The following is a 19,821-nucleotide window of genomic DNA, read 5'->3' as shown; positions in this document are numbered from 1 at the left end:
CGGCGATGACGAGTCTCATGCAGGCGCCGCTGCTGCTGACCGGACCAGTAACCCGGGCCAGCACCCGTGCCTTCGTCGACGAGCACATCTCTCCGTACGCCGACGCCTACGACCGGGCCGGCGCCATCCCCGAGGAACTGCTGGAGCGGATCGGCGACGCCGGGCTCTGGGCGCCGTTCCTGCCCCCGGCGGTCGGCGGCGCCGGGCTGGACCTGGTGACCCTCGGCGAGGTGCACGAGGAGGTGGGCCGGGGCTGCTCCTCGGTACGCAGCCTGCTCACCGTGCACACCATGGCCTCCTGGGCGGTGCAGCGCTGGGGCAACGCCGAGCAGTTGGCGCGCTGGGGGCCGGAGCTGGCCAGCGGGCGTACCCTCGGGGCGTTCTGCCTCTCCGAGCCGGGCGCCGGCAGCGACACCTCCAACCTGGCCACCACCGCGGTCGCCCGGGGCGGCGACTGGCTGCTCAACGGGGTGAAGACCTGGACCACCGGTGGCCAGCGGGCGGACCTGTTCCTGGTCTTCGCCCGGACCGCGTCGAGCATCGTGGCGCTGCTGGTGCCGCGGGACACCCCCGGGGTGTCGGTGCGGCCGATCCACGACATGCTCGGCACCCGGGCGTCGATGCTGGCCGAGATCACCTTCACCGACGTGCTGCTCGGCCGGGAAGCCCAGCTCGGCCCGAGCGCCTTCGCCTCCGGGATGGTGCTCACCGGCACGCTGGACCTCGGCCGGTACAGCGTCGCCACCGGCAGCGTCGGCATCCTCCAGGCCTGCCTGGACGCCTGCGTCGGCTACACCTCCCGCCGCCGGGTCGGCGGCTCGCCGCTGCGCGACCTGCCGCTGATCCAGGCGAAGATCTCCGACATGGTGACCGACGTCCGGGCGGCCCGGATGCTGGTCGCCGAGGCCGGCCGGCTCAAGGACGCCGGTGACGCCTCGACCATCATGGCGACCTGGGTGGCGAAGTACTTCGCCTCCACCGCCGCCGCGCGGCACGCCGCCGAGGCGGTCCAGGTGCACGGCGCCAACGGGTGCAGCCCGGACTACCCGGTCGCCCGCTACTACCGGGACGCGAAGGTCATGGAGATCATCGAAGGCAGCAACGAGATCCAACGGATGACCATCGCCGGCGAGGCCTACCGGGGGTGGGCGGCATGAGCGTACTGGCGCAGGCCCCGCCGACCAAGCCCAAGCAGGGCCGGATCAAGTGCGTGGTCTGGGACCTGGACCACACCGTCTGGGACGGGGTGCTGCTGGAGGACGGCGAGGTGACCGTCCGGCCGGCCGCGGTCGCGCAGATCCGCGCGCTGGACGCGATGGGTGTGCTCAACTCGGTGGCCAGCAAGAACGACCACGAAGCGGCCATGGCCAAGCTGCGCGAACTCGGCCTGGACGAGATGTTCGTGTTCCCCCGGATCGGCTGGGACGCCAAGTCCGAGTCGATCCGGCAGATCGCCGCGAAGCTCAACCTGGGCCTGGACGCGTTCGCCTTCGTCGACGACCAGGAGTTCGAGCTGGCCGAGGTGGCGTACGCGCTGCCCGAGGTGACCTGTGTGGACGCCGCCGACATCGAGCAGGTGCTGACCGGGGTGGAGTTCCGGCCGCGGTTCATCACCGACGAGTCGGCCCAGCGCCGGGGCATGTACCAGAGCCAGCTGACCCGCGACGAGGTGGCCGCCGACTTCGTGGGGACCAGCGAGGAGTTCCTCGCCACCCTGGACATGACCTTCACCATCGAGCCGGCCCGGCGGGAGGACCTGCAGCGCGCCGAGGAGTTGACCGTCCGCACCAACCAGCTCAACTCGACCGGCAAGACGTACTCCTACGACGAGCTCGACGCGCTGCGCGAGTCACCGGACCACCTGCTGCTGGTCGCGACGCTGACCGACCGGTTCGGCTCGTACGGCAAGATCGGCGTCGCGCTGGTGGAGAAGAGCAAGCCGGACTGGCGGCTGCACATGATCCTGATGTCCTGCCGGGTGATGTCCCGGGGCGTCGGCTCGGTGCTGCTCGGCCACATCATGAGCCAGGCGAAGGCGGCCGGGGCCGGCCTGCGGGCGGACTTCGTGGAGACCGGCCGTAACCGGATGATGCAGATCACCTACGCGTTCAGCGGTTTCCGGGAGGTCAGCCGGGACGGTTCGCACCTGGTGCTGGCGGCGAACCTGGACAACCTGCAGGAGCCGCCGGACTACGTCCGGATCGAGGTGCTGCGGTGACCAGGACGGTCGACGACACCCGGCTGCGCCGCTGGCTGCCGTTCGGCATGTCCGACGGCGACGTGCGGCTCTACTGCCTGCCGCACGCCGGCGGGTCGGCGTCGGCGTACCGGCCCTGGTTCGGCCGGTTGGGGCCGGTGGCGGTCTGCCCGGTGCAGCCGCCCGGCCGGGAGACCCGGCTGCGGGAGGAGCCGTTCACCGGGGTGGAGGCGCTGGTCGGCGAGCTGGCCGAGGTGGTGCTCACGGAGGACGACCGCCCCTGGGCGGTCTACGGGCACAGCCTGGGCGCGGTGGTCGGGTTCGAGCTGGTGCGCGAGATCCGCCGGCGCGGCGGCCCGGACCCGGTGCACCTCTTCGTCTCCGCCAGCCCGGCACCCGGCACGCCGGACACCGACCCGCAGGTGACCGGGCTGGACGACGAGCAGGTGGTGGCGATGCTGCGCCGGCTCGGCGGTACACCGGACTGGATGCTGGCCGACCCGAGCGTACGGCGGATGATCCTGCCGCCGTTCCGCGGCGACTTCGCGCTCAAGGAGAACTACCGGTACCGGCCCGAGCCGCCGCTGCGGGTGCCGATCACCGCGATCGCGGCCAGCCACGACCCACGCGCCAGCGCGGTGTCGATGCACGGCTGGCGCGAGGAGACCACCGGGCGGTTCCGGGCGCACAGCATCGGTGGTGGACACTTCGCCGTCCTCGAACAGCCCTCGGTGACCCACCGGTACATCGGCGCGGCGCTCGGTGTGCTCGCCGGCGCCGGGCCGGTGGGAGGGACCCCGTGAGCACCGCGCAGATCGCGAGGCGGTCGCCGCGGCCCGAGCGGTCGATCGACGATCCGCCCCGGCCGGCCCCGGTGCCGGCCGGGGCGCCGCCCCGGGTGCTCGCTGAGTGGTTCGACCGGGGGCTGCGGATCGACCCGACGGCCGAGGCGCTGCGGGTCGACGGGCACACCTACAGCTACCGCTGGCTGCACGAGCGGGCGTTGGCGCTGGCCGGCGACCTGGTCACCACGGCCGGCGCGGCGCCGCGCCGGGTCGGACTGCTGGCCAGCCGCACCCCGCAGGCGTACGCCGGTCTGCTCGCCGCGGTCTACTCCGGTGCGGCGGTGGTGCCGCTGCACCCCGACTTCCCGGCCGAGCGGACCCGGCAGATGATGGCGGCGGCCCGGGTGGACACGCTGATCGTGGACGAGCACGGCGAGCGGGTGCTGCCCGAGTTGGCCGCCGAACTCACCGACGTGGTGGTGGTCCGCGAGCCGGGTGGCACCCCGCTGGCCGCGCCCCGGCAGGTCGGTGCCGACGAGATCGCCTACATTCTGTTCACCTCGGGCTCCACCGGCCGGCCCAAGGGCGTACCGGTGCTGCACCGCAACGTCGACGCGTACCTGCGGTTCGTGCACGACCGGTACGGCTTCACCGCCGCGGACGTCTTCTCCCAGACCTTCGACCTGACCTTCGACCTGGCGATGTTCGACCTCTTCGCGGGGTGGGGCAGCGGCGGCACGGTGGTCACCGTCCCGCCCACCTGCTACGCCAACCTCGCGGAGTTCCTGACCGAGCACCGGATCACCGTCTGGTTCTCCTCGCCCAGCGTGATCGCGCTGGCCCGCCGGCTGCGCCGGCTGGCGCCCGACGCCTTTCCCAGCCTGCGCTGGAGCCTGTTCTGCGGGGAGCCGTTGCTCGCGCACGACGCCGCCGACTGGCAGGCCGCCGCACCGGGCAGCCTGGTGGAGAACCTGTACGGCCCGACCGAGCTGACCATCTCGTGCAGCGTGCACCGGTGGGACCCCGACTCGTCGCCGGCCCGCTGTGTCAACGACGTGGTGTCGATCGGCACCATGCATCCGGGCATGCGCCACCTGATCCGACCGGTCGCCCGGGAGGCGGCCGACGACGCCGGGATCGAGCTGCCCGGCGCCGCCGCCGGTACCGTCGGTGAGCTGTGCGTGACCGGGGACCAGATGTTCCCCGGTTACCTCGACCCGGCCGACGACGAGGGCCGGTTCCTGCGCCACGGCGGCGAGCGCTGGTACCGCACCGGTGACCTGGTCCGGCCGATCGGCGGCGGCGAGCTGGCCTACCTCGGCCGGGTGGACCACCAGGTCAAGATCCGTGGGGTACGGGTCGAACTGGCCGAGATCGAGTGCCGGCTGCGCGCGCTGGACGGCGTCCAGGACGCGGTAGCGGTGGTGGTCGACGACGTGCTGGTGGCGTTCTGCGTGGGGGTACGCCGTCCGGCCGCCGTGCTGGCCGGCGAACTGGCCGCCACCCTGCCGCGCGCACTGCTGCCCCGGCGGTTCGTCTTCCTGGCCGAGTTTCCGCTCAACGCCAACCGCAAGACCGACCGTCGGGCGCTGGCCGCGACCGCCGCCGAGCTGGTCGGCAGCTGACCCGGCGAGCGAGGGGGGCACCGGCGGACCGCCGGTGCCCCCCTCGCTTGTTCAGCTTGACTGTTACTGATCCTGCCCGACCAGGGCGGCCAGCTGGCGGACCGTCGGGTACTCCACCAGCGCGGTGACCGGCAGCTGCGCCGAGACGTTGCTGCGCAGCTTGGTGGCGAGCGAGATGGCGATGAGCGAGTGTCCACCCAGCTCGAAGAAGTTGTCGGTGGCGCCGACAGTCTCCAGGCCGAGGGTGGCCGCCCAGATGTCGGCGATCGTGCGCTCCACCCCGGCCTCCGGTTCGACGTACGGGGTGGCCAGCGTGGGCCGGGGATGGCGCTCGCGTTCGACTTCCTCGGCACCGCCGGCCGCCGGGTCGTTGGTGACCCACTGCGCGATCCGGGCCTCGATCGGGCCCGTGGAGATCACCAGGTGGCCGACGTGCCCGACGGCGGCGAGGGCCCGACCGAAGACGTCGACCCCCTCGGCCGGCGACATCTCGTACTCGCGGACCGTCTGTCCGGTCATCCCGTCCGGTCGGCTCGGATCGATCGCCCAGGTGTCCCAGTCGACGGTGATCCAGCGCCCCTCGCCGCGCAGCCGGGCCACCCGGGCGTACGCGTCGAGGCCGGCGTTCGCCGCCGAGTACGGTCCCAGCGCGATCCCGCCCAGCACGGCGGAGACCGAGGACAGCGTGATGCGCCGGTCCGGGGCGTGCTCACCGAGCACCGCCTGGAGCACGTGGAAGCCGTGGATCTTGGCGTTCAGGTGCGCGTCGCAGGACGCCCGGTCGGAGAGGTGGGCCAGCCCGAAGTACTCCGGGCTCTGGATGCCGGCCGCGTGCACCACCACGTCGATGCCGCCGAACTTGGCCACCGCGGCGTCGACCACCTCGCGCATCCGCGCCTCGTCCCCGACGTCGGCGGCTGTCGCCAGCACCGCGGCGCCCTGCCGCTCCAGGTCGAGGATGTTGCGGATGTGCCGGGCGACCCGGTCGTCGCCGTCCTTCCGCGCCGGCCACTGCTCGCGCGGCGGCAGCGCGGTCCGGGCGGTGAGCACCAGTCGGCAGCCGTAGCGCTCCGCCAGGTGTCGGGCCAGCACCAGCCCCACGTCGCCGAGCCCGCCGGTGATCAGCACGGTGTCACCGGCGCTGACGATCGGCCGGTCCGCCGTCGGGGCGGGCAGCGGGTGCGGTCGGTAGTGCCGGGACCAGGCGTCGCCGTCCCGGACGGCGACCGGGCCCTGGTGCGGGTGCACGCTGGCGGCGAGCGCCTGTTCGACGTCGACGGTGCCGGCCACGTCGACGTGCCGGCAGGCCAGGAACGGGTTCTCCTGGGCCAGGCTCGGCGCCAGCGCGGCCAGCGTGGCGTGCTCGGGGTGGCGCAGATCGGCGCCGAGCACCCCGAGCGCCCCGGAGGTCAGCAGCACCAGCTCGGTCGGCGGGGTGTCCGGGTCGTCGGCCAGCGCCCGTACCAGGGCGAGCGCGGAGCGGAATCCCCGGTCCTGCCCCCGCTCGAAGTGCTCGCCGCCGGTGCCCTCCGGGGAGCCCAGGCTGAACCCGTGCACGATGGTGCGCGGGGCGACGAACAGGGCACGGACCAGCTCGGCCAGGTCGTCCGGTGCGTCCGCGCGGACGGTGAAGTCGCCGGCCTCGTCCTGCTCGAACGCCTCGCCCGGCCGGGCCGCGCAGACCTCGGCGCCGGCCTCGGCCAGTCGGGCGAGCAGCGCCTCGCCGCGCTCGTCGGCGGTGAGCACCAGCCATGGGCCGGCGGCGCGCAGCCGCTCGTCCAGGTCCGCGGTGTCCAGCGGGCGTGGTGTCCAGGTCGGCAGGTAGGTCCACTCCGCCGGGTCGTCGACGCGGCCCTCGACCGGCCGGGCCGCGGTGGCCTGCGCCGGGCGGGGCTTGACCCAGTACCGGCTGCGCTGGAACGGGTAGGTCGGCAGCTCGACGCGCCGGCCGGCACCCAGGTGCAGCGCCGCCCAGTCCACCGTCGCCCCGGCTAGCCAGAGCTGGGCCAGGGTGGTCAGCACCCATTCGGCGGCGACCTCGTCACCGGGGGCGACGAGCACCTCGACCGGGCTGGCGGAGTCGGCCGGCTCGCCGGTCAGCACCACCCCGAGCCGGGCCAGCCCGGTGCCCAGGTCGGCCAGCACGCTGTTCCGGTCGGTGCCACGCGCTGCGCCGTCAGCCGGCAGCAGTGGGCCGACCGCTGCGGACAGCTCGGCCCACCAGGCGTCCGGTACGCCGTCACCGGCGCGTAGCAGCACCGCCGGGTCCCGCCGACGGGTCTCGCCGTCGATCCACCGGCCGGCGTCGGCCAGGGCCGCGATCGCGTCGTCGCGGTCCCGGCAGACCACCGCCCGGCGCAGCGCGAAGCGCCCACGGGACACCTGCAGGGTGTACGCGACGTCGGCGAGGTCGGCCTCCGGGTGCTGGACCAGGTGCTGGCGCAGCCGGTCGGTCAGCGCTTCCAGCGCCGTCGGGTCACCGGCGGAGAAGGTGAGCAGCTGCGGACCGGTCGCGGCCCGGGGAACACGCGCCGGCGCCTGCTCCAACACCACGTGCGCGTTGGTGCCGCCGAGCCCGAACGAGCTGACCCCGGCGCGGCGTGGGTCGGGTCCGGCAGGCCAGGGGCGGGGCTCGGTGAGCACGGTGAACCGGTCGGCCGCCGCGGCGAGCGTCGGGTTCGGTGTGGTGTAGCCGGCGACTGCCGGCAGGATCTCGTGCCGCAGGCTCAGCGCGGCGCGCATCAGGCCGGTCACCCCGGCCGCGCGGTCCAGGTGCCCCACCGAGGGTTTGACCGAGCTGAGCACGCACGGGGTCGGCGGGGTCGTCTGGAACACCCGGCTCATCGCCGCCAGCTCGATGGAGTCGCCCAGCGGCGTGCCGGTGGCATGGCACTCGACGTAGCCGATGGTCTCCGACTTCACGCCGGCGACGGCCAGCGCCGTCTCGATCACCTCGGCCTGGCCCTCGACGCCGGGCGCGGTGTACCCGACCCGCTCCGGCCCGTCGTTGTTGACCGCCGAGCCGAGGATGACCGCGTGGATGACGTCACCGTCGGCGAGCGCGTCGGTCATCCGCTTGAGCGCCACCACCCCGACCCCCGAGCCCATCACGCTGCCGTTGGCCGCCGCGTCGAAGCTGCGCACCCGGCCGTCGGGGGAGAGGATCCCGCCCTGCTCGTAGAGGTAGCCGGCGGGCTGGGGCAGCGGCAGGAAGGCGCCACCGGCGAGGGCCACGTCACAGTCGTAGGTCAGCAGGCTCTGGCAGGCCAGGTGCACCGCGACCAGCGAGGTGGAGCAGAACGTCTGCACGGTCACGCTTGGCCCGCGCAGCCCGAGCTTGTACGAGACCAGCGAGGTGAGCGAGTCCCGCTCGTTGCCGACCGCGAAGAGCAGGCCCTCACCGGGTTCGTCGACCATGTGCGCGACGTTGTCGATCATGTAGTCCGGGAACGCGCAGCCGGCGAAGACACCGACCCGGGCGCCCGGGTCGACCGGCTGGTAGCCGGCGGCCTCCAGCGCCTGCCAGGAGCACTCCAGGAAGAGCCGGTGCTGCGGCTCCATCGTCTCGGCCTCGCGCGGGCTGAAGCCGAACGCGCCCGCGTCGAACAGGTCGAGGTCGTCGACCGGGCCGCCGACCCGGATGTAGTCCGGGTCGGCGGCCCGGGCCGGGGCGACACCGGCGCGGGTCAGCTCCTCGTCGGTGATCGGCCGCAGCCCGGGCACCCCGTCGCGCAGTTTGCGCCAGAGTTCGCCGACGTCGGCCGCCCCCGGAAAGCGCCCGGCCATACCGATGAGCGCGACCGCGGAGTCGTAGTCAGTTTCAGTCACGATGACCTCCAGGTACACCGGATCGGGGGTTCGGACGGATTGCTCGTGCCGGTCACATCAGCCGGCTGCGGCCCCAGCCCCGAGCGAGCCGCCAGGAGGCCAGCCCTCCGGCGACGAGGGCGATGCCCAGGCAGACCAGTGCCGGGCGGAGCATGCCGGCGGGGTCGCTGTCGACCGCGGCACGCAGCATCGACATGGCCCAGTAGCCGGGGGAGAGCGGCGCGACGTGCTGCGCCCAACCGGGCATCAGCGACACCGGCACCAGCGCGCCGCCCAGCGCGCTGACCATGATCGCCCCCAGGTCGGAGGCGACGCTCAGTTCGCCGCGGCTGCGTACCACGGTGGCCAGGGCGGCGCCCACCGCGAGCAGGGTCAGTCCCCAGATGCCGACCGCGAGGGCCAGGTAGCCGACCGCGGACGGCCGGGGCAGCGGCAGCCCGACGACCAGGCAGCCGAACGCGAACAGCACGGCCTGCTGCAACAGCAGCAGGACGAGTACCGGACCGGTCTTGCCGAGCAGCAGCTCGACGCGGCCGGCCCGGCTGGCCCGCAGCCGGTCCCAGGTGCGCCACTCGCGCTCGACCAGGATCGAGTTGCCGACGATCGACAGCGCGAAGACCGAGAACATCACCAGCGGCCCGGTCACCGCCTGCAGCGTGCCGCTGTCCAACGCCTCCTCGTAGAGCGGCTTGAGCACCAGCATCAGCACCATCGGCAGGGCGATGTAGCTGATCAGCTGGGCGGGGTCGCGCAGCCGGAGCACGGCGTTGTGCCGGACCAGCAGGCCGGTACGGCGAAGGGCGTCAGTCGACATCGGTTACCGCCAGCGAGTGGTAGAGGTCGTCAAGGTCGGGACGGCGCAGCTCGACGGACTCGACCTGACGGTCGGTGCCCTTCAGCAGCTCCACCAGGGCGGTGGTGGGGTCGGTGGTGGAGACCTGCACCACCTCGTCGGCGAAGGTCACCCGGACCTCGCCGGGCAACCCCTCCAGCAGCTCCGCGCTGCTGCCGCGGGCGATGATCCGGCCGCGTCGGGCGACCGCGATACTTGCCTGCAGGTCGGTGAGTTCGTTGAGGTAGTGAGTGGTGTAGATGACCGCCGCCCCCTCGCCGGCCCGCTGCTTGACCACGTTGAGCAGCGCCTGCCGGGTCTCCGGGTCGGCGCCCGCGGTCGGCTCGTCGAGCAGCAGCAGCGACGGTCGGTGGATCAGGGCCACCGCGGCCTGGGTCCGGCGTTGCTGCCCGCCGGAGAGCACCCCGACCGGCCGGTCCAGGAACCCGGTCAGGTGCAGACCGGTGGCGAGGTCGTCGATCTCGGTACGCAGTGCCTGGCGCCGCAGCCCGGCGATGCCGCCGAAGAGCCGCAGGTGCTCCCGGACGGTGATCGGCGGGTACAGCGCGATGTGCTGCGGCGAGATGCCGATCTGCCCGCGCGCCTGGGTGGGTGTCCGACCGTCGACCAGCACCACCCCGCTGTCCGGCCGGATCAGGCCCGAGACCACCTCGACGAAGGTGGTCTTGCCGGCACCGTTGTGTCCGACCAGTCCCACGATCTCGCCTCGGGCGACGGTCAGGCTGAAGCCGGCCAGCGCGGCCACGTCGCCGTAGCGCTTGGTGACCTCGACCGCCTCCAGCGACGTCCACTCCTGATCCTGGTGCCGCGCCGGCGATCCGACCGGCTGCGCCTTGATCGTGCTCACATCAGCGTCCCTTCCCTGGGTCATTGGTCCTCCGCCATGCCGCTGGCCAGCCCGAACTGGTGCTGCCGGAACGGGATGCGGCCGACCGCTACCCGGTGCTCGGGATGCCGGTCGTCCCGACGCGCCGCGCCGGTGTCGGGCACCAGCTGCGCCGGCCGGCTGCTCATCCGGTGCACCGCACTCAACGAGCGCAGCGTGATCGCCCGCCAGTCCAGGGCGCCGAGCTGGTCGAACGCCTCCAGGGCCACCTCGTGCCGGGCCGCGGCATGGTCCAGCCGCTGCTCGCAGAGGTCGAGCCGGCCGAGCCCGTACAGCATCACCGCCTCACCGAGTCGGTCCCCGGCCCGCACCGCGGCCTCCAGGGCGCAGAGGCTGCTCTCCCGCCACTCGCCGAAGCGGGACTGCGTCTCGGCGAGCGCGGCGACGGCGGCGGCGAGGTTCCAGCAGTAGGCCACCTCGCCGGCGCGGGCGGCCTGCCGGACCGCGGCCAGCAGCGCGGTGCGTTCCCGCTCGTACCAGGCCAGCGGATCGGTCAGCGCGGCGTCGACGAGCGGCTCGGCCAGGGGCCAGACGGCCGCGGCCGAATGGCGGGCGATGCGGTGGCCGCCCTGCCGCAGCCGGGCCTCGTCGGCCAGGAAGAGCCACCCGCCGAGCATCCGTCGGGTCGCGGCGGCCCGGTCGGCCGCGCTGCTCTCGGCCAGCGACAGGTCACGGGCGTGCAGCCGGACCAGGTCACGCAGTCGGTAGCGGGTGGCCCCGCCGGTGCCGCTGAGCACGTCGACCAGCCGGGCGTCGATGAGGGTCTCCAGCACCTCGGCGGCGGAGTCCGCGTCGAGCTGCAGCAGCGGGGCGGCCACCCAGGCCGCGAAGGTGTCGGTCTCCAACTCGCCGAGGTGCCTGAACAGCAGTTGTGCCGCCGGCGGCAGGGCGTCGTAGGTCCCCCTCAGCCCGGCCCGTACGTCCAGGCCCTGGTGGACCAGCCCACCCAGCCGCTGCCCGGGCTCGACGAGCCGGGCGGCGAGCTGTCCCAGGCTCCAGTGCGGACGGGCGGCGAGCCGGTTCGCGGCGATCCGCAGCGCCAGCGGCAGACCACCGCAGAGTTCGACCAGCTCGATGGCCTTGCTCGGCTCGGCGGCGACCCGGTCCCGGCCGACCATGGCGGCCAGCAGCTCGATGCCGTCGTGGGCGTCGAGTCGGTCGATCTCGAAGACGTGCGCGCCGGGCAGCCACGCCCGGCGGGCCCGGGTGGTCACGATCAGCCGACAGGCCGGCGTACCGGGCAGGAGCGGGCGGGCCTGGGTCGGGTCGGTGACGTCCTCGATCACCACCAGCATCCGCCGGTCGGCGAGGGCGCTGCGGTAGAGCGCCTCCCGGCCGTCGAGGGTCTCCGGAATGGCCGACCTGGTGAAGCCGAGCGACCGGAGGAACCGCTCCAGCACCTCGGCGGCGCCGTCCGGGCCGGGCGGCATCCGGGCGTAGAGCTGGCCGTCGGGAAACTCGCCGGCCAGCGCGTGAGCGGTCTCGATGGCCACGGTCGACTTGCCGACCCCGACGAAGCCGGTGATCACCGCCACGTCGAGCGAGTGGCGGTCGCGCCCTGTAACGGTTGCGCCGCCGAGCCGGTGCCGCAACAGGTGCAGCATCTCCGCGCGGCCGGTGAAGTCCGGCGTCCGGGCCGGCAGCATCCGGGGTACCGGCATCCGCAACTGCGGCCCGGGCCCGGCCGCCACCGGCGTCGCCAGCTGGTCGGCGCCGGTCAGGATGGCCAACTCCAGTCGGTGCAGCGCCGGGCTCGGTTCGAGCCCCAGCTCGTCCACGAAGGTCTTGCGCACCGCCTGGAAGGTGGCCAACGCCTCGGCCTGCCGGCCGGACCGGTACAGCGCCCTCATCAACTGGCCGGCCGGTCGCTCGCGCAGCGGGTACTCGGCGACCAGGGCCCGGATCTCGCCGATCACCTCGTGGTGCAGGCCCAGTTCGAGTTCGGCCTCGATGCACTCCTCGAGCACCTCGACCCGCCGTTCGGCGATCCGGACCAGCTTCGCCCGGACCACGTCGCTGTCCACGTCGCAGAGCGGCTCACCGCGCCACAGGGCCAGCGCGGCGCGGAACGCCGTCCGCGCCGCCTGCGGATCCCGGGCCACGCCGGCGGCCCGGCCCCGGGCGACCAGGTCGGCGAAGACGTGCAGGTCGAGTTCGCCCGGCGCCAGGTCGATGAGATAGCCGGTGCCCTGCATCCGGATGCGCTCGCCGAGCCCGGCCCGGGCCAGCGACCGGCGCAGTACCGACACGGCGGTCTGCACCTGGGCCCGGGCGGTGGTGGGCGGCGTCTCGCCCCACACCGCGTCGATCATCGACTTCAGCGCCACCACCTGGTTGGGGCTGAGCAGCAGCAGCGACAGCACGACGCTCTGCCGGCGCGCCGTCACGGTGACCGGCTCCTCGCCCTGCACCTGCAACGGCCCGAGGACCCGGAAGCAGAGCGGTCCGTGTTCGTCGTCTTCCTGCCTGACCAATTGATCCACCTGCCTCATTCAGCGGTACTGCGACGACGACGGTTCGGAGTGTCGGGCTGCGGCGGCGTGCGGGCGCGCGTTCAGAGCAGGACCTCGGTCGGCGGTGGATGGCCGAGGAACGCGGTCGGGCTCGCGGTCAGGCCGTACGCGCCGGCCTGGAAGATCGCGATCAGGTCCCCGGGCTCCGCCCGGGGCAGGGACACGTCGTTGCCGAGCAGGTCCAGCGGGGTGCAGAGGCAGCCGACCACGGTGACCGTCTCCTCCGGCGCGGCGTCGAACCGGTTGGCCACCGCGAGCGGATAGTTGCGCCGGATCACCTGGCCGAAGTTGCCGGACGCGGCGAGCTGGTGGTGCAGCCCGCCGTCGACCACCAGGAAGGTCTTGCCGCGAGAGGTCTTCCGGTCGACGACCCTGGTGAGGTAGACACCGGCCTCACCGACCAGGTAGCGGCCCAGCTCCACGGCCACCCGGGCGTGCGGCAGGTTCGGGCGGATCCGGGTGTCGAGCAGGTCGGCCAGGTTCTCGCCGATCGGTGCCAGCTCCAGCGGCTGGTCCCTGGCCGAGTACGGGACACCGAAGCCGCCGCCGAGGTTCAGGTAGCGGATCGGCGCTGGGGTCAGCTCGGCCAACGTGAGGATCATGTCGACGGTGCGACGCTGCGCCTCGCAGATGTTCTCGGCGTGCAGGTTCTGCGAGCCGGCGAAGACGTGGAAGCCGTGGAAGTCGATCTCGTCGACGGCCAGCTCGGGCAGCAGGTCGGGGACGGACTCGACGTCGACGCCGAACTGCTGCGGACCGCCGCCGAGGCGCATGCCGGAGGCGCGTACCGCGAAGTCGGGGTTCACCCGCAGCGCCACGCGGGCCTGGATGCCGAGGGTCTTGCCGACCTCGCGCAGCCGGGCGAGTTCGCCCGCCGACTCCAGCTCGATCAGGACACCGGCGGCGACCGCCCGGGTGAGTTCATCGGTCGTCTTACCCGGCCCGGCGAAACTGACCTGCTCGGCCGGCATCGGGGTGTCCAGCGCGTGCCGCAGCTCGCCGGCGGAGGCCACGTCGAAGCCGTCGACCAGGCCACTCAGGTGGTGCAGCAGCGCGGGCATCGGGTTGGCCTTGACCGCGTAGCTCAACCGGATGCCCGGCGGCAGCGCGGCGCGGACCGCCGCGACCCGCTCGGAGACCAGGCGGCGGTCGTAGGCGAAGAACGGCGTGCCGCCGACCCGGGCGGCCAGCCGCTCCACCGGTACCGTGCCCACGGTGAGCTGGCCGCCGGTGGCGGTGAACCCGACCGGCGCGCTCACGAGCCGGCCTCCACCAGTCGGCGCAGCTCGACCCGGTCGAACTTCCCGTTGACCGAGCGGGGCAGCTGCGGCAGTACGACGGTCCGCTGCGGCAACATGTACGTCGGCAGGTCGTGCGCCAGCGACTTGCGCAGCACCTCGGTGTCGCAGTCGCCGCCGACGACCAGCACCACCTCGTGCCCGAGCCGCTCGTCGCCGACGCCCAGCGCCACCGCCTCGCTCACCAGCCCGGTCGCGTAGGCGGCCTCTTCGATCTCGGTGGGGCTGACCCGGTAGCCGGAGGTCTTGATCATGTCGTCGGTACGCCCGACGAAGTACAGGAAGCCCTCGGCGTCGTGGTAGACGGTGTCACCGGACCAGACCGCGATCTCCGGACGGATCGCCGGATCGGCGCCGGGGGCCGGCCGGAACCGCAGCGCGGTGCGTGCCGGGTCGTTCCAGTAACCCTGGGCCACCAGGGCGCCCCGGTGCACCAGCTCACCGTGTTCGCCCGGCGCGCAGTTCGTGCCGTCCGGCCGCACCACCAGGATCTCGGCGTTGCCGATCGCCTTGCCGATCGAGTCCGGTCGACGGTCCACCTCGTCGGGGTCGAGGTAGGTGGAGCGGAAGGCCTCGGTCAGCCCGTACATCAGGTAGGGCCGCGCGTTCGGCAGCAGCGCGCGCAGCCGGGTCAGGGTGGCCAGCGGCATCCGGCCACCGGTGTTGGCGAAGTAGCGCAGCCCGGCACCGGCCTCCGCCGGCCAGTCCAGCGCCGCCAGCTGCATCCACAGCGGAGGTACGCAGGTCAGCGCGGTCACCCGGTGCCGGGCGCAGAGCCGCACCACGTCCCGCGGTACCAGGTAGTTGGTCAGCACCACGTGCGCGCCGGCGATGAACGAGGTGGTCAGCTGGCTGAAGCCGGCGTCGAAGCTGAGCGGCAGTACCGCCAGTACCGTGTCGTCGGCGGTGTGCCCGAGGTAGCCGGCGACGCTCGCCGCGCCGGCCAGCACGTTACGGTGCGACAGCACCACTCCCTTCGGGCCGCCGGTGCTGCCCGAGGTGTAGAAGATGGCCGCGATGTCGGTGTCGATCACCACCGCGCCGTCCGGTACCCGGTCGGCGGCGGTCGCGGCCAGCCGCTGCCAGTCGGTGATCCGCCAGCGCCCGGCGGGCCCGGTGACGGCGTCGGCGCCGACGAGCACGATGTCGGTGACCGAGGTGCTCTCGCTCAGCGCGGCGCGTACGGTCTCGAACCGCTCGGCCGTCGTGATCACCACGCGGGCCGTGCAATCGGCCGTGACGTGTGCCAGGTGCCGCGCCTTGAACAGCGGGTTGACCGGGACGAACACCGCGCCGGCCGCCGAGATCGCCAGCATCGCGACGACGGTCTCGATCCGCTTCTCGGCGTACACGGCGATCCGGTCACCGCGGCGTACTCCCAGCTCGTGCAGTCCGCGGGCGAGCCGGGCGACCCGGTCGGTCAGCTCGCGGTAGTCGATCGTCTCCGACCTGAAGGTGACTGCGGGCCGGTCCGCCGCGCCGTACCGGGTCAGCTGGTCGACGCGGACCAGTGGAGTGCCGGGAGCGGCGGTGACCAGCTCACTCACCGGTGACCGTCTCGACGGTGACGAACTCGGCGACCGTCGCCCACAGCGACCCGACCGTCGCGAACGTCTCCTCGGTCAGCCGCTCGTCGGGCATCTCCAGGCCGTACCGGTCTTCCAGGTCGGCCAGCAGCTGCACCACGCCCATCGAGTCGAGGCCGAGGGCCGTGAGGTCGTCGGTCGGGGCCAGCTCGCCGCCCTCGGCGTACGGAAGGTGGGGGAGCAGCGTCTCCTGGAATGAGCGAGGCATGTCCGCGTTCGTCACCGTGGTCCCTCTCGATCGCTAAGCGTCGTCGCGACGCGTCGGCCGGCCACCTGCCTGGACCGGATGGCGGGCCTGGCCCGCCGACGGAGGAACCTCATCACGGCGCTCTCTCAACCTGCCATCGTCCGGCTCTTGGTCCGGCTGTCGTCGTGGGTCGTCCGGTCGCCCCGGTGGTGCCGGTGATAGCGGGATGAGAGCGACGGTGCCGCACGGCCGGGTGGCGCGGTGCGCGAGTGAGGTTGGCGTGATTGCCGCTGCTGTCACCGTGGAGCCCGCGGCGGTGAACCGCCAGCGGAACTCGGGAAACATGACCGGGAGGCAGCGGATGTCGACAGACGCTCTGTCGCGGATCAGTTGGACGCCCAGCTTCGGCGGACGCCTCGTCGAGGACGACGGCATCGACGCCCAGGATCGCGTGAACGCGCAATGCATCGAAGTATACCACTATATAGTGCGACACGGCGCGATCGCGCCGTCCGGGTTCGACCGGGTGGCGGTGGAACTCGGCCGGACCGGACACGAAGTGGTCTCGACGATCATGCAGCTCGTCGAGCTGCGCCTGTTACGTACCGACGGCGCGGTCGGCGGCCGGTTGGTCCCGGTCGACCCGCAGTATGCCGCCACCCTGCTGGTCTCACCGATCGAACGCGCGATCTACCAGCAGCGGGAGCTGGCCGACCAGCTGCGCGAGCGGATCGACTCGATCGCCGGCGCAAGGGACTCCGCCGTGGTGCCCGGCGGCTCGATCGACCGGCTCGAAGGCGTGGCGGAGCTGCGCGGACTGCTCAAGCAGGCCGCTGACGTGTGCCGCGACGAACTCGTCGTGCTGCGGCCGAGCCACGACGACGACGAGGTGCTCGACCGGCTCCTCGAGGCCTGTCACGGCGTGCTCGACCGGGGCGTCTCCGTCCGGATCATCTCGCCGCACCGCAGCCGGGCCGGTTTCGCCTCCCGGGCCAAGTCCCGGCGGTTGATCGACGGCGGCGCGGCGATCCGGACCATCAGCCAGGTCCCGCAGGCCTCGGTGGTCTTCGACCGCTCGCTCGCGGTGGTGTTCGGGACGTCCGCCGACGGACTACTGCCCACGGGGCACCGGGTCCGCGACGAGAACGTGGTGCGGTACCTCATCGAGATGTTCGACCAGCTCTGGGAGGGCGCGGCACCGCTGGCCGCGGACGAGACCGGCTACGCCGACGAGGTCGCCGACGACCTGCAACGCTCGATCGCGCTGCTGATGGCCCAGGGCCTCACCGACGAGGCGGTGGCCCGTCGGCTCGGGATGTCGGTGCGCACCTGCCGCCGACACATTGCCGCGCTGCTGCGCAGTCTCGGCTCGGTCAGCCGCTTCCAGGCCGGCGTGCAGGTGGCCACCCGCTTCGCCACCGGGTCCCCGCTCGGCACCTGATGCCCGCCGGGCCGGCGCGGGGACCGGCTCAGCCCACCCGGGTCAGCCGGGCTGCCAGCGCCCGCAACGGCCGGGCGCTGGCCAGCTGATCCGGCGAGATCCCGACCCAGCCCCGCTCGCGCAGCGCGGACAGGGTGCGGGGCACCCGCAGAGCCCGGCCGCCGGCGGCCGTGTAGCTGTCCGAGCCGTCCACGGCGGCCAGCTCGTTGACCAGGGCGACTACCTCGGTGAGCAGCTCCTCGGCGGGCCCGGGCGACCGGCCGCCGGCCGCCGTCGCCGGGCGATCGAGGTCGGCGTGCGCGTCGGTGTCGACGTCCCCGTCCCCGGCGTCGACGAGCTCCAACCGGTCCGGGCAACGCACCGCCGGCCGGTCGTACATCGTGCCGAGGACATGCGTGCGCAGCTCGGCCGGAGTGAGCGGAGCCCGGGTCCGTACCCGGGCGACCAGCTCGCCCGTGCGCACCTGCACCCGCGCGTCGACCACCGCGGGATGCGAGCGCAGCGCGGCCCGGGTCGCCTCGACGCACACCGCGTCCGACCCGACCCGGACCAGTTCGCGGCGGGCCGGCGGGGCGAATCCCAGCTCCCGGGCTGCCTCGCTGACCCGCAGGTCCACCGAGGGGTCGCGGTGCGCCTCGATCAGCCGGACATGACCGCGCAGGAACCGCTCCACCGCTTCGGCGGGCAGCACCGCCGACTGGGCGTGCAGGGCCACCGTCACCCCGTCGCGCCACTCGTAGATTCCGAGGTAGCTGTCCGAACCGGCCTGCGCCCAGGCCGCCGGCGGGGTGTTCCAGGCGAACCGGTCCCGGCGAGCCCCGCAGGAGCGCGGGGCGTAACTCAGGAAGTTCACCTCCGAGGCGATCCGCACCGGCTGGCCGCGACGGAAGCTCTCGGCCGCGATCAGCTCGGCGATCTCGTCATACGGCACGTAGGCGTGCCGCTGCGCCTGCTCCACCCGGTCCGCCGTGCGGCGCAGCAACTCGCTGAACGGCGGATCGTCGGCCAGCTGCACGGAAACCACCGTCGGGGAGAACATGCACGTCATCACGGACATGTGCTGGCTGGCCTCACGGTGGCTGGTGAGCCAGCTGAACGGGACCGACGCCTCGCCGGTGTAGCCGGCGGTGAGTATCGCGTAGCAGGCCAGGTGGACGGCCGACGGCCAGCAGCCGTGCCGTGCCGCGATCTCCCGGCTCGCCGTCAGCAGCCCCGGTGAGGTGATCGACGCGCTGAACGCGGTGCCCGGCCCGGCGGCGGTGGACCGCCGGGAGGCGAAGACGTCCGCCGGGAGCCGCTCGATCTCCCGGCGCCAGTGCGCCAGCTCGGCGGCGTTCGCTGCGGCGTCGCGGTTCGACTCCTGCCGGGCGAGGTCCACCGGCTGGTGCGCCACCGGCGGCAACACCGCCCGGCGGCGGGCGGTGATCGCGGCGAGCATCGCCTCGAACTCGCGACGGAAGGTGTTCAGGCTCCAGTCGTCGAAGGCGATGTGGTTGAGCACCACCACGAGGCGCCGGGGCCGGCCACCGGTGGTGACCACGCAGGCCCGGATCGGCCAGTCCCGGGTCAGGTCAAAGTCGGCGACGGTCAGCTCCGCGACCACCGCGGCCGGGGTCGGGGTGCCGTCCGACTCGGTCGACACCAGCCGTACCGGCAGTGGCGCGGGCGGTTGGACCCGCTGCTGCGGCCAACCGGCCGGATCGGCGAGGATGACGGTACGCAGCGCCTCGTGCCGGCGGACCAGGTGGTTGATCGCGGCGCGCAGATCGGCGACCGAGATGCCCTCCGGCAGGGGGCAGTTGGCGACGATGTGTGCGTCGTGCCGGGCCCCGGCGGGTACGTGCTGGTACCGGAGCCAGTGGTAGCGCTGGCCCCAGCAGAGATTCGCGCTCTTCTCCACAGAAACTGACTCCTCTTCCCGCGTTCGTCCGCCCATATGATCGGGCCGCCGGAAACGTTTCGGCTAGTCAGTGCCGGTGACAATAATTGACGGCAAAGAGCTGCCATCGGCCGGCACCGGGCAGTTCTCCCGACGCTATTGACACCGGGTGGCCTGGTCGGCAAATCTCTGCGTACCGATCCAACAGGCTCGGGAAACTGGTTCAGCAAAACCCGGAGAAGGAGTGATTACCATGGCGAAGATCGCTGCCAAGGCCGCTGCCAAGGCTGCCGCGAAGGCTGCCGCGAAGGCCGCTGCGAAGGCTGCCGCGAAGGCCGCTTCCAAGAGCTCCCTCTAAGTCTCAAGAGGGTTCGGTGGCATGGTCGGTGAGCTGCCTGGAGGTGGCTTCGCCGGCCATGCACCATCAATCCGCACAAGGGAAGGATCGGGTCAATGGAACGTTCGGAGATTATCGAGCACCTGCGGATCTCGCTGTCGGTGGTGCTCAACCGGGAACTGCCCGAGCTCTCCGCCGAGACGCAGATCCTTGAGGACCTGGAAATCGACTCGATTCGTTTCATTGAGCTGATAATGAGCCTTGAGGACACCCTCCAGCTCGACGTCGATCCCGAATCGCTGGAGCCGGAGGTGTTCCAGTCGGTCGGTTCCTTCGCCGACTACATCCAGACCCGCCTGCAACAGGTGGACGTCGCCCGTTAGCCGTTCGCGGCAGGCACAGGAGG

Annotated in this window: 14 protein-coding genes; 6 read left to right on the top strand and 8 right to left on the bottom strand. The window is 72.8% G+C overall.

The features are described 5' to 3' along the window. Nucleotides 1-5: 5 nt before the first annotated feature. From ABZ573_RS15315 to ABZ573_RS15300, 4 genes are read left to right on the top strand one after another with little or no spacing between them, the layout of a single operon-like run. Entirely contained in the window at nucleotides 6-1,157 is a 1,152-nt protein-coding gene (locus ABZ573_RS15315; protein ID WP_225851870.1) for an acyl-CoA dehydrogenase family protein, read from the top strand. Further along, nucleotides 1,154-2,218 carry an HAD-IIIC family phosphatase gene (locus ABZ573_RS15310; RefSeq protein ID WP_358118618.1) on the top strand — a complete coding sequence of 355 codons (1,065 nt, stop codon included), beginning with the start codon at nucleotides 1,154-1,156 and terminating at the stop codon, nucleotides 2,216-2,218. The genes ABZ573_RS15315 and ABZ573_RS15310 overlap by 4 nt, the downstream gene beginning before the upstream one ends. Then, entirely contained in the window at nucleotides 2,215-3,000 is a 786-nt protein-coding gene (locus tag ABZ573_RS15305) for a thioesterase domain-containing protein (protein ID WP_358118616.1), read from the top strand. The genes ABZ573_RS15310 and ABZ573_RS15305 overlap by 4 nt, the downstream gene beginning before the upstream one ends. After that, entirely contained in the window at nucleotides 2,997-4,607 is a 1,611-nt protein-coding gene (locus tag ABZ573_RS15300) for an AMP-binding protein (protein WP_358118614.1), read from the top strand. The genes ABZ573_RS15305 and ABZ573_RS15300 overlap by 4 nt, the downstream gene beginning before the upstream one ends. Nucleotides 4,608-4,670: 63 nt before the next feature. Here the strand turns inward: ABZ573_RS15300 and ABZ573_RS15295 are convergent, their stop codons facing one another. The 7 genes from ABZ573_RS15295 to ABZ573_RS15265 all read right to left on the bottom strand — a co-directional run bounded on the left by ABZ573_RS15295 (nucleotide 4,671) and on the right by ABZ573_RS15265 (nucleotide 15,779). Further along, nucleotides 4,671-8,435 carry an SDR family NAD(P)-dependent oxidoreductase gene (locus ABZ573_RS15295; RefSeq protein WP_151452354.1) on the bottom strand — a complete coding sequence of 1,255 codons (3,765 nt, stop codon included), beginning with the start codon at nucleotides 8,433-8,435 and terminating at the stop codon, nucleotides 4,671-4,673. Nucleotides 8,436-8,487: 52 nt separating this feature from the next. Continuing rightward, entirely contained in the window at nucleotides 8,488-9,249 is a 762-nt protein-coding gene (locus tag ABZ573_RS15290; protein WP_151452353.1) for an ABC transporter permease, read from the bottom strand. Beyond that, complete coding sequence (locus ABZ573_RS15285) at nucleotides 9,239-10,135, bottom strand: ABC transporter ATP-binding protein (RefSeq protein ID WP_225851865.1); 897 nt, start codon at nucleotides 10,133-10,135, stop codon at nucleotides 9,239-9,241. The genes ABZ573_RS15290 and ABZ573_RS15285 overlap by 11 nt, the downstream gene beginning before the upstream one ends. Before the next feature lie 20 nt (nucleotides 10,136-10,155). Continuing rightward, nucleotides 10,156-12,648, bottom strand: coding sequence for a BTAD domain-containing putative transcriptional regulator (locus tag ABZ573_RS15280; protein WP_327028955.1), 2,493 nt, complete (start codon nucleotides 12,646-12,648; stop codon nucleotides 10,156-10,158). 80 nt (nucleotides 12,649-12,728) lie between these two features. Beyond that, nucleotides 12,729-13,946 carry a pyridoxal-dependent decarboxylase, exosortase A system-associated gene (locus ABZ573_RS15275; protein WP_151452350.1) on the bottom strand — a complete coding sequence of 406 codons (1,218 nt, stop codon included), beginning with the start codon at nucleotides 13,944-13,946 and terminating at the stop codon, nucleotides 12,729-12,731. After that, a complete protein-coding gene (locus ABZ573_RS15270) occupies nucleotides 13,943-15,532 on the bottom strand; it encodes an acyl-CoA ligase (AMP-forming), exosortase A system-associated (protein WP_358118610.1) in 1,590 nt (529 codons plus the stop codon). Before ABZ573_RS15270 ends, ABZ573_RS15275 begins: the two co-directional genes overlap by 4 nt. After that, on the bottom strand, nucleotides 15,525-15,779 hold the full coding sequence (locus ABZ573_RS15265; protein ID WP_151452349.1) for a phosphopantetheine-binding protein: 255 nt from the start codon (nucleotides 15,777-15,779) through the stop codon (nucleotides 15,525-15,527). Before ABZ573_RS15265 ends, ABZ573_RS15270 begins: the two co-directional genes overlap by 8 nt. Nucleotides 15,780-16,119: 340 nt before the next feature. Here ABZ573_RS15265 and ABZ573_RS15260 point away from each other — a divergent pair, with 340 nt between their 5' ends. Further along, nucleotides 16,120-17,199, top strand: coding sequence for a LuxR family transcriptional regulator (locus tag ABZ573_RS15260; RefSeq protein ID WP_151452348.1), 1,080 nt, complete (start codon nucleotides 16,120-16,122; stop codon nucleotides 17,197-17,199). A 28-nt stretch (nucleotides 17,200-17,227) separates the two neighbouring features. Here the strand turns inward: ABZ573_RS15260 and ABZ573_RS15255 are convergent, their stop codons facing one another. Beyond that, entirely contained in the window at nucleotides 17,228-19,099 is a 1,872-nt protein-coding gene (locus tag ABZ573_RS15255; protein ID WP_358118607.1) for a condensation domain-containing protein, read from the bottom strand. A gap of 432 nt (nucleotides 19,100-19,531) precedes the next feature. Here ABZ573_RS15255 and ABZ573_RS15250 point away from each other — a divergent pair, with 432 nt between their 5' ends. Next, complete coding sequence (locus tag ABZ573_RS15250) at nucleotides 19,532-19,798, top strand: phosphopantetheine-binding protein (RefSeq protein ID WP_132234309.1); 267 nt, start codon at nucleotides 19,532-19,534, stop codon at nucleotides 19,796-19,798. Nucleotides 19,799-19,821 lie beyond the last annotated feature (23 nt).

Origin of the sequence: Micromonospora sp. NPDC007220 (assembly GCF_040634035.1) — a bacterium.
Classification (GTDB): domain Bacteria; phylum Actinomycetota; class Actinomycetes; order Mycobacteriales; family Micromonosporaceae; genus Micromonospora; species Micromonospora reichwaldensis.
This window is presented reverse-complemented; position numbering and strand designations above follow the sequence as displayed.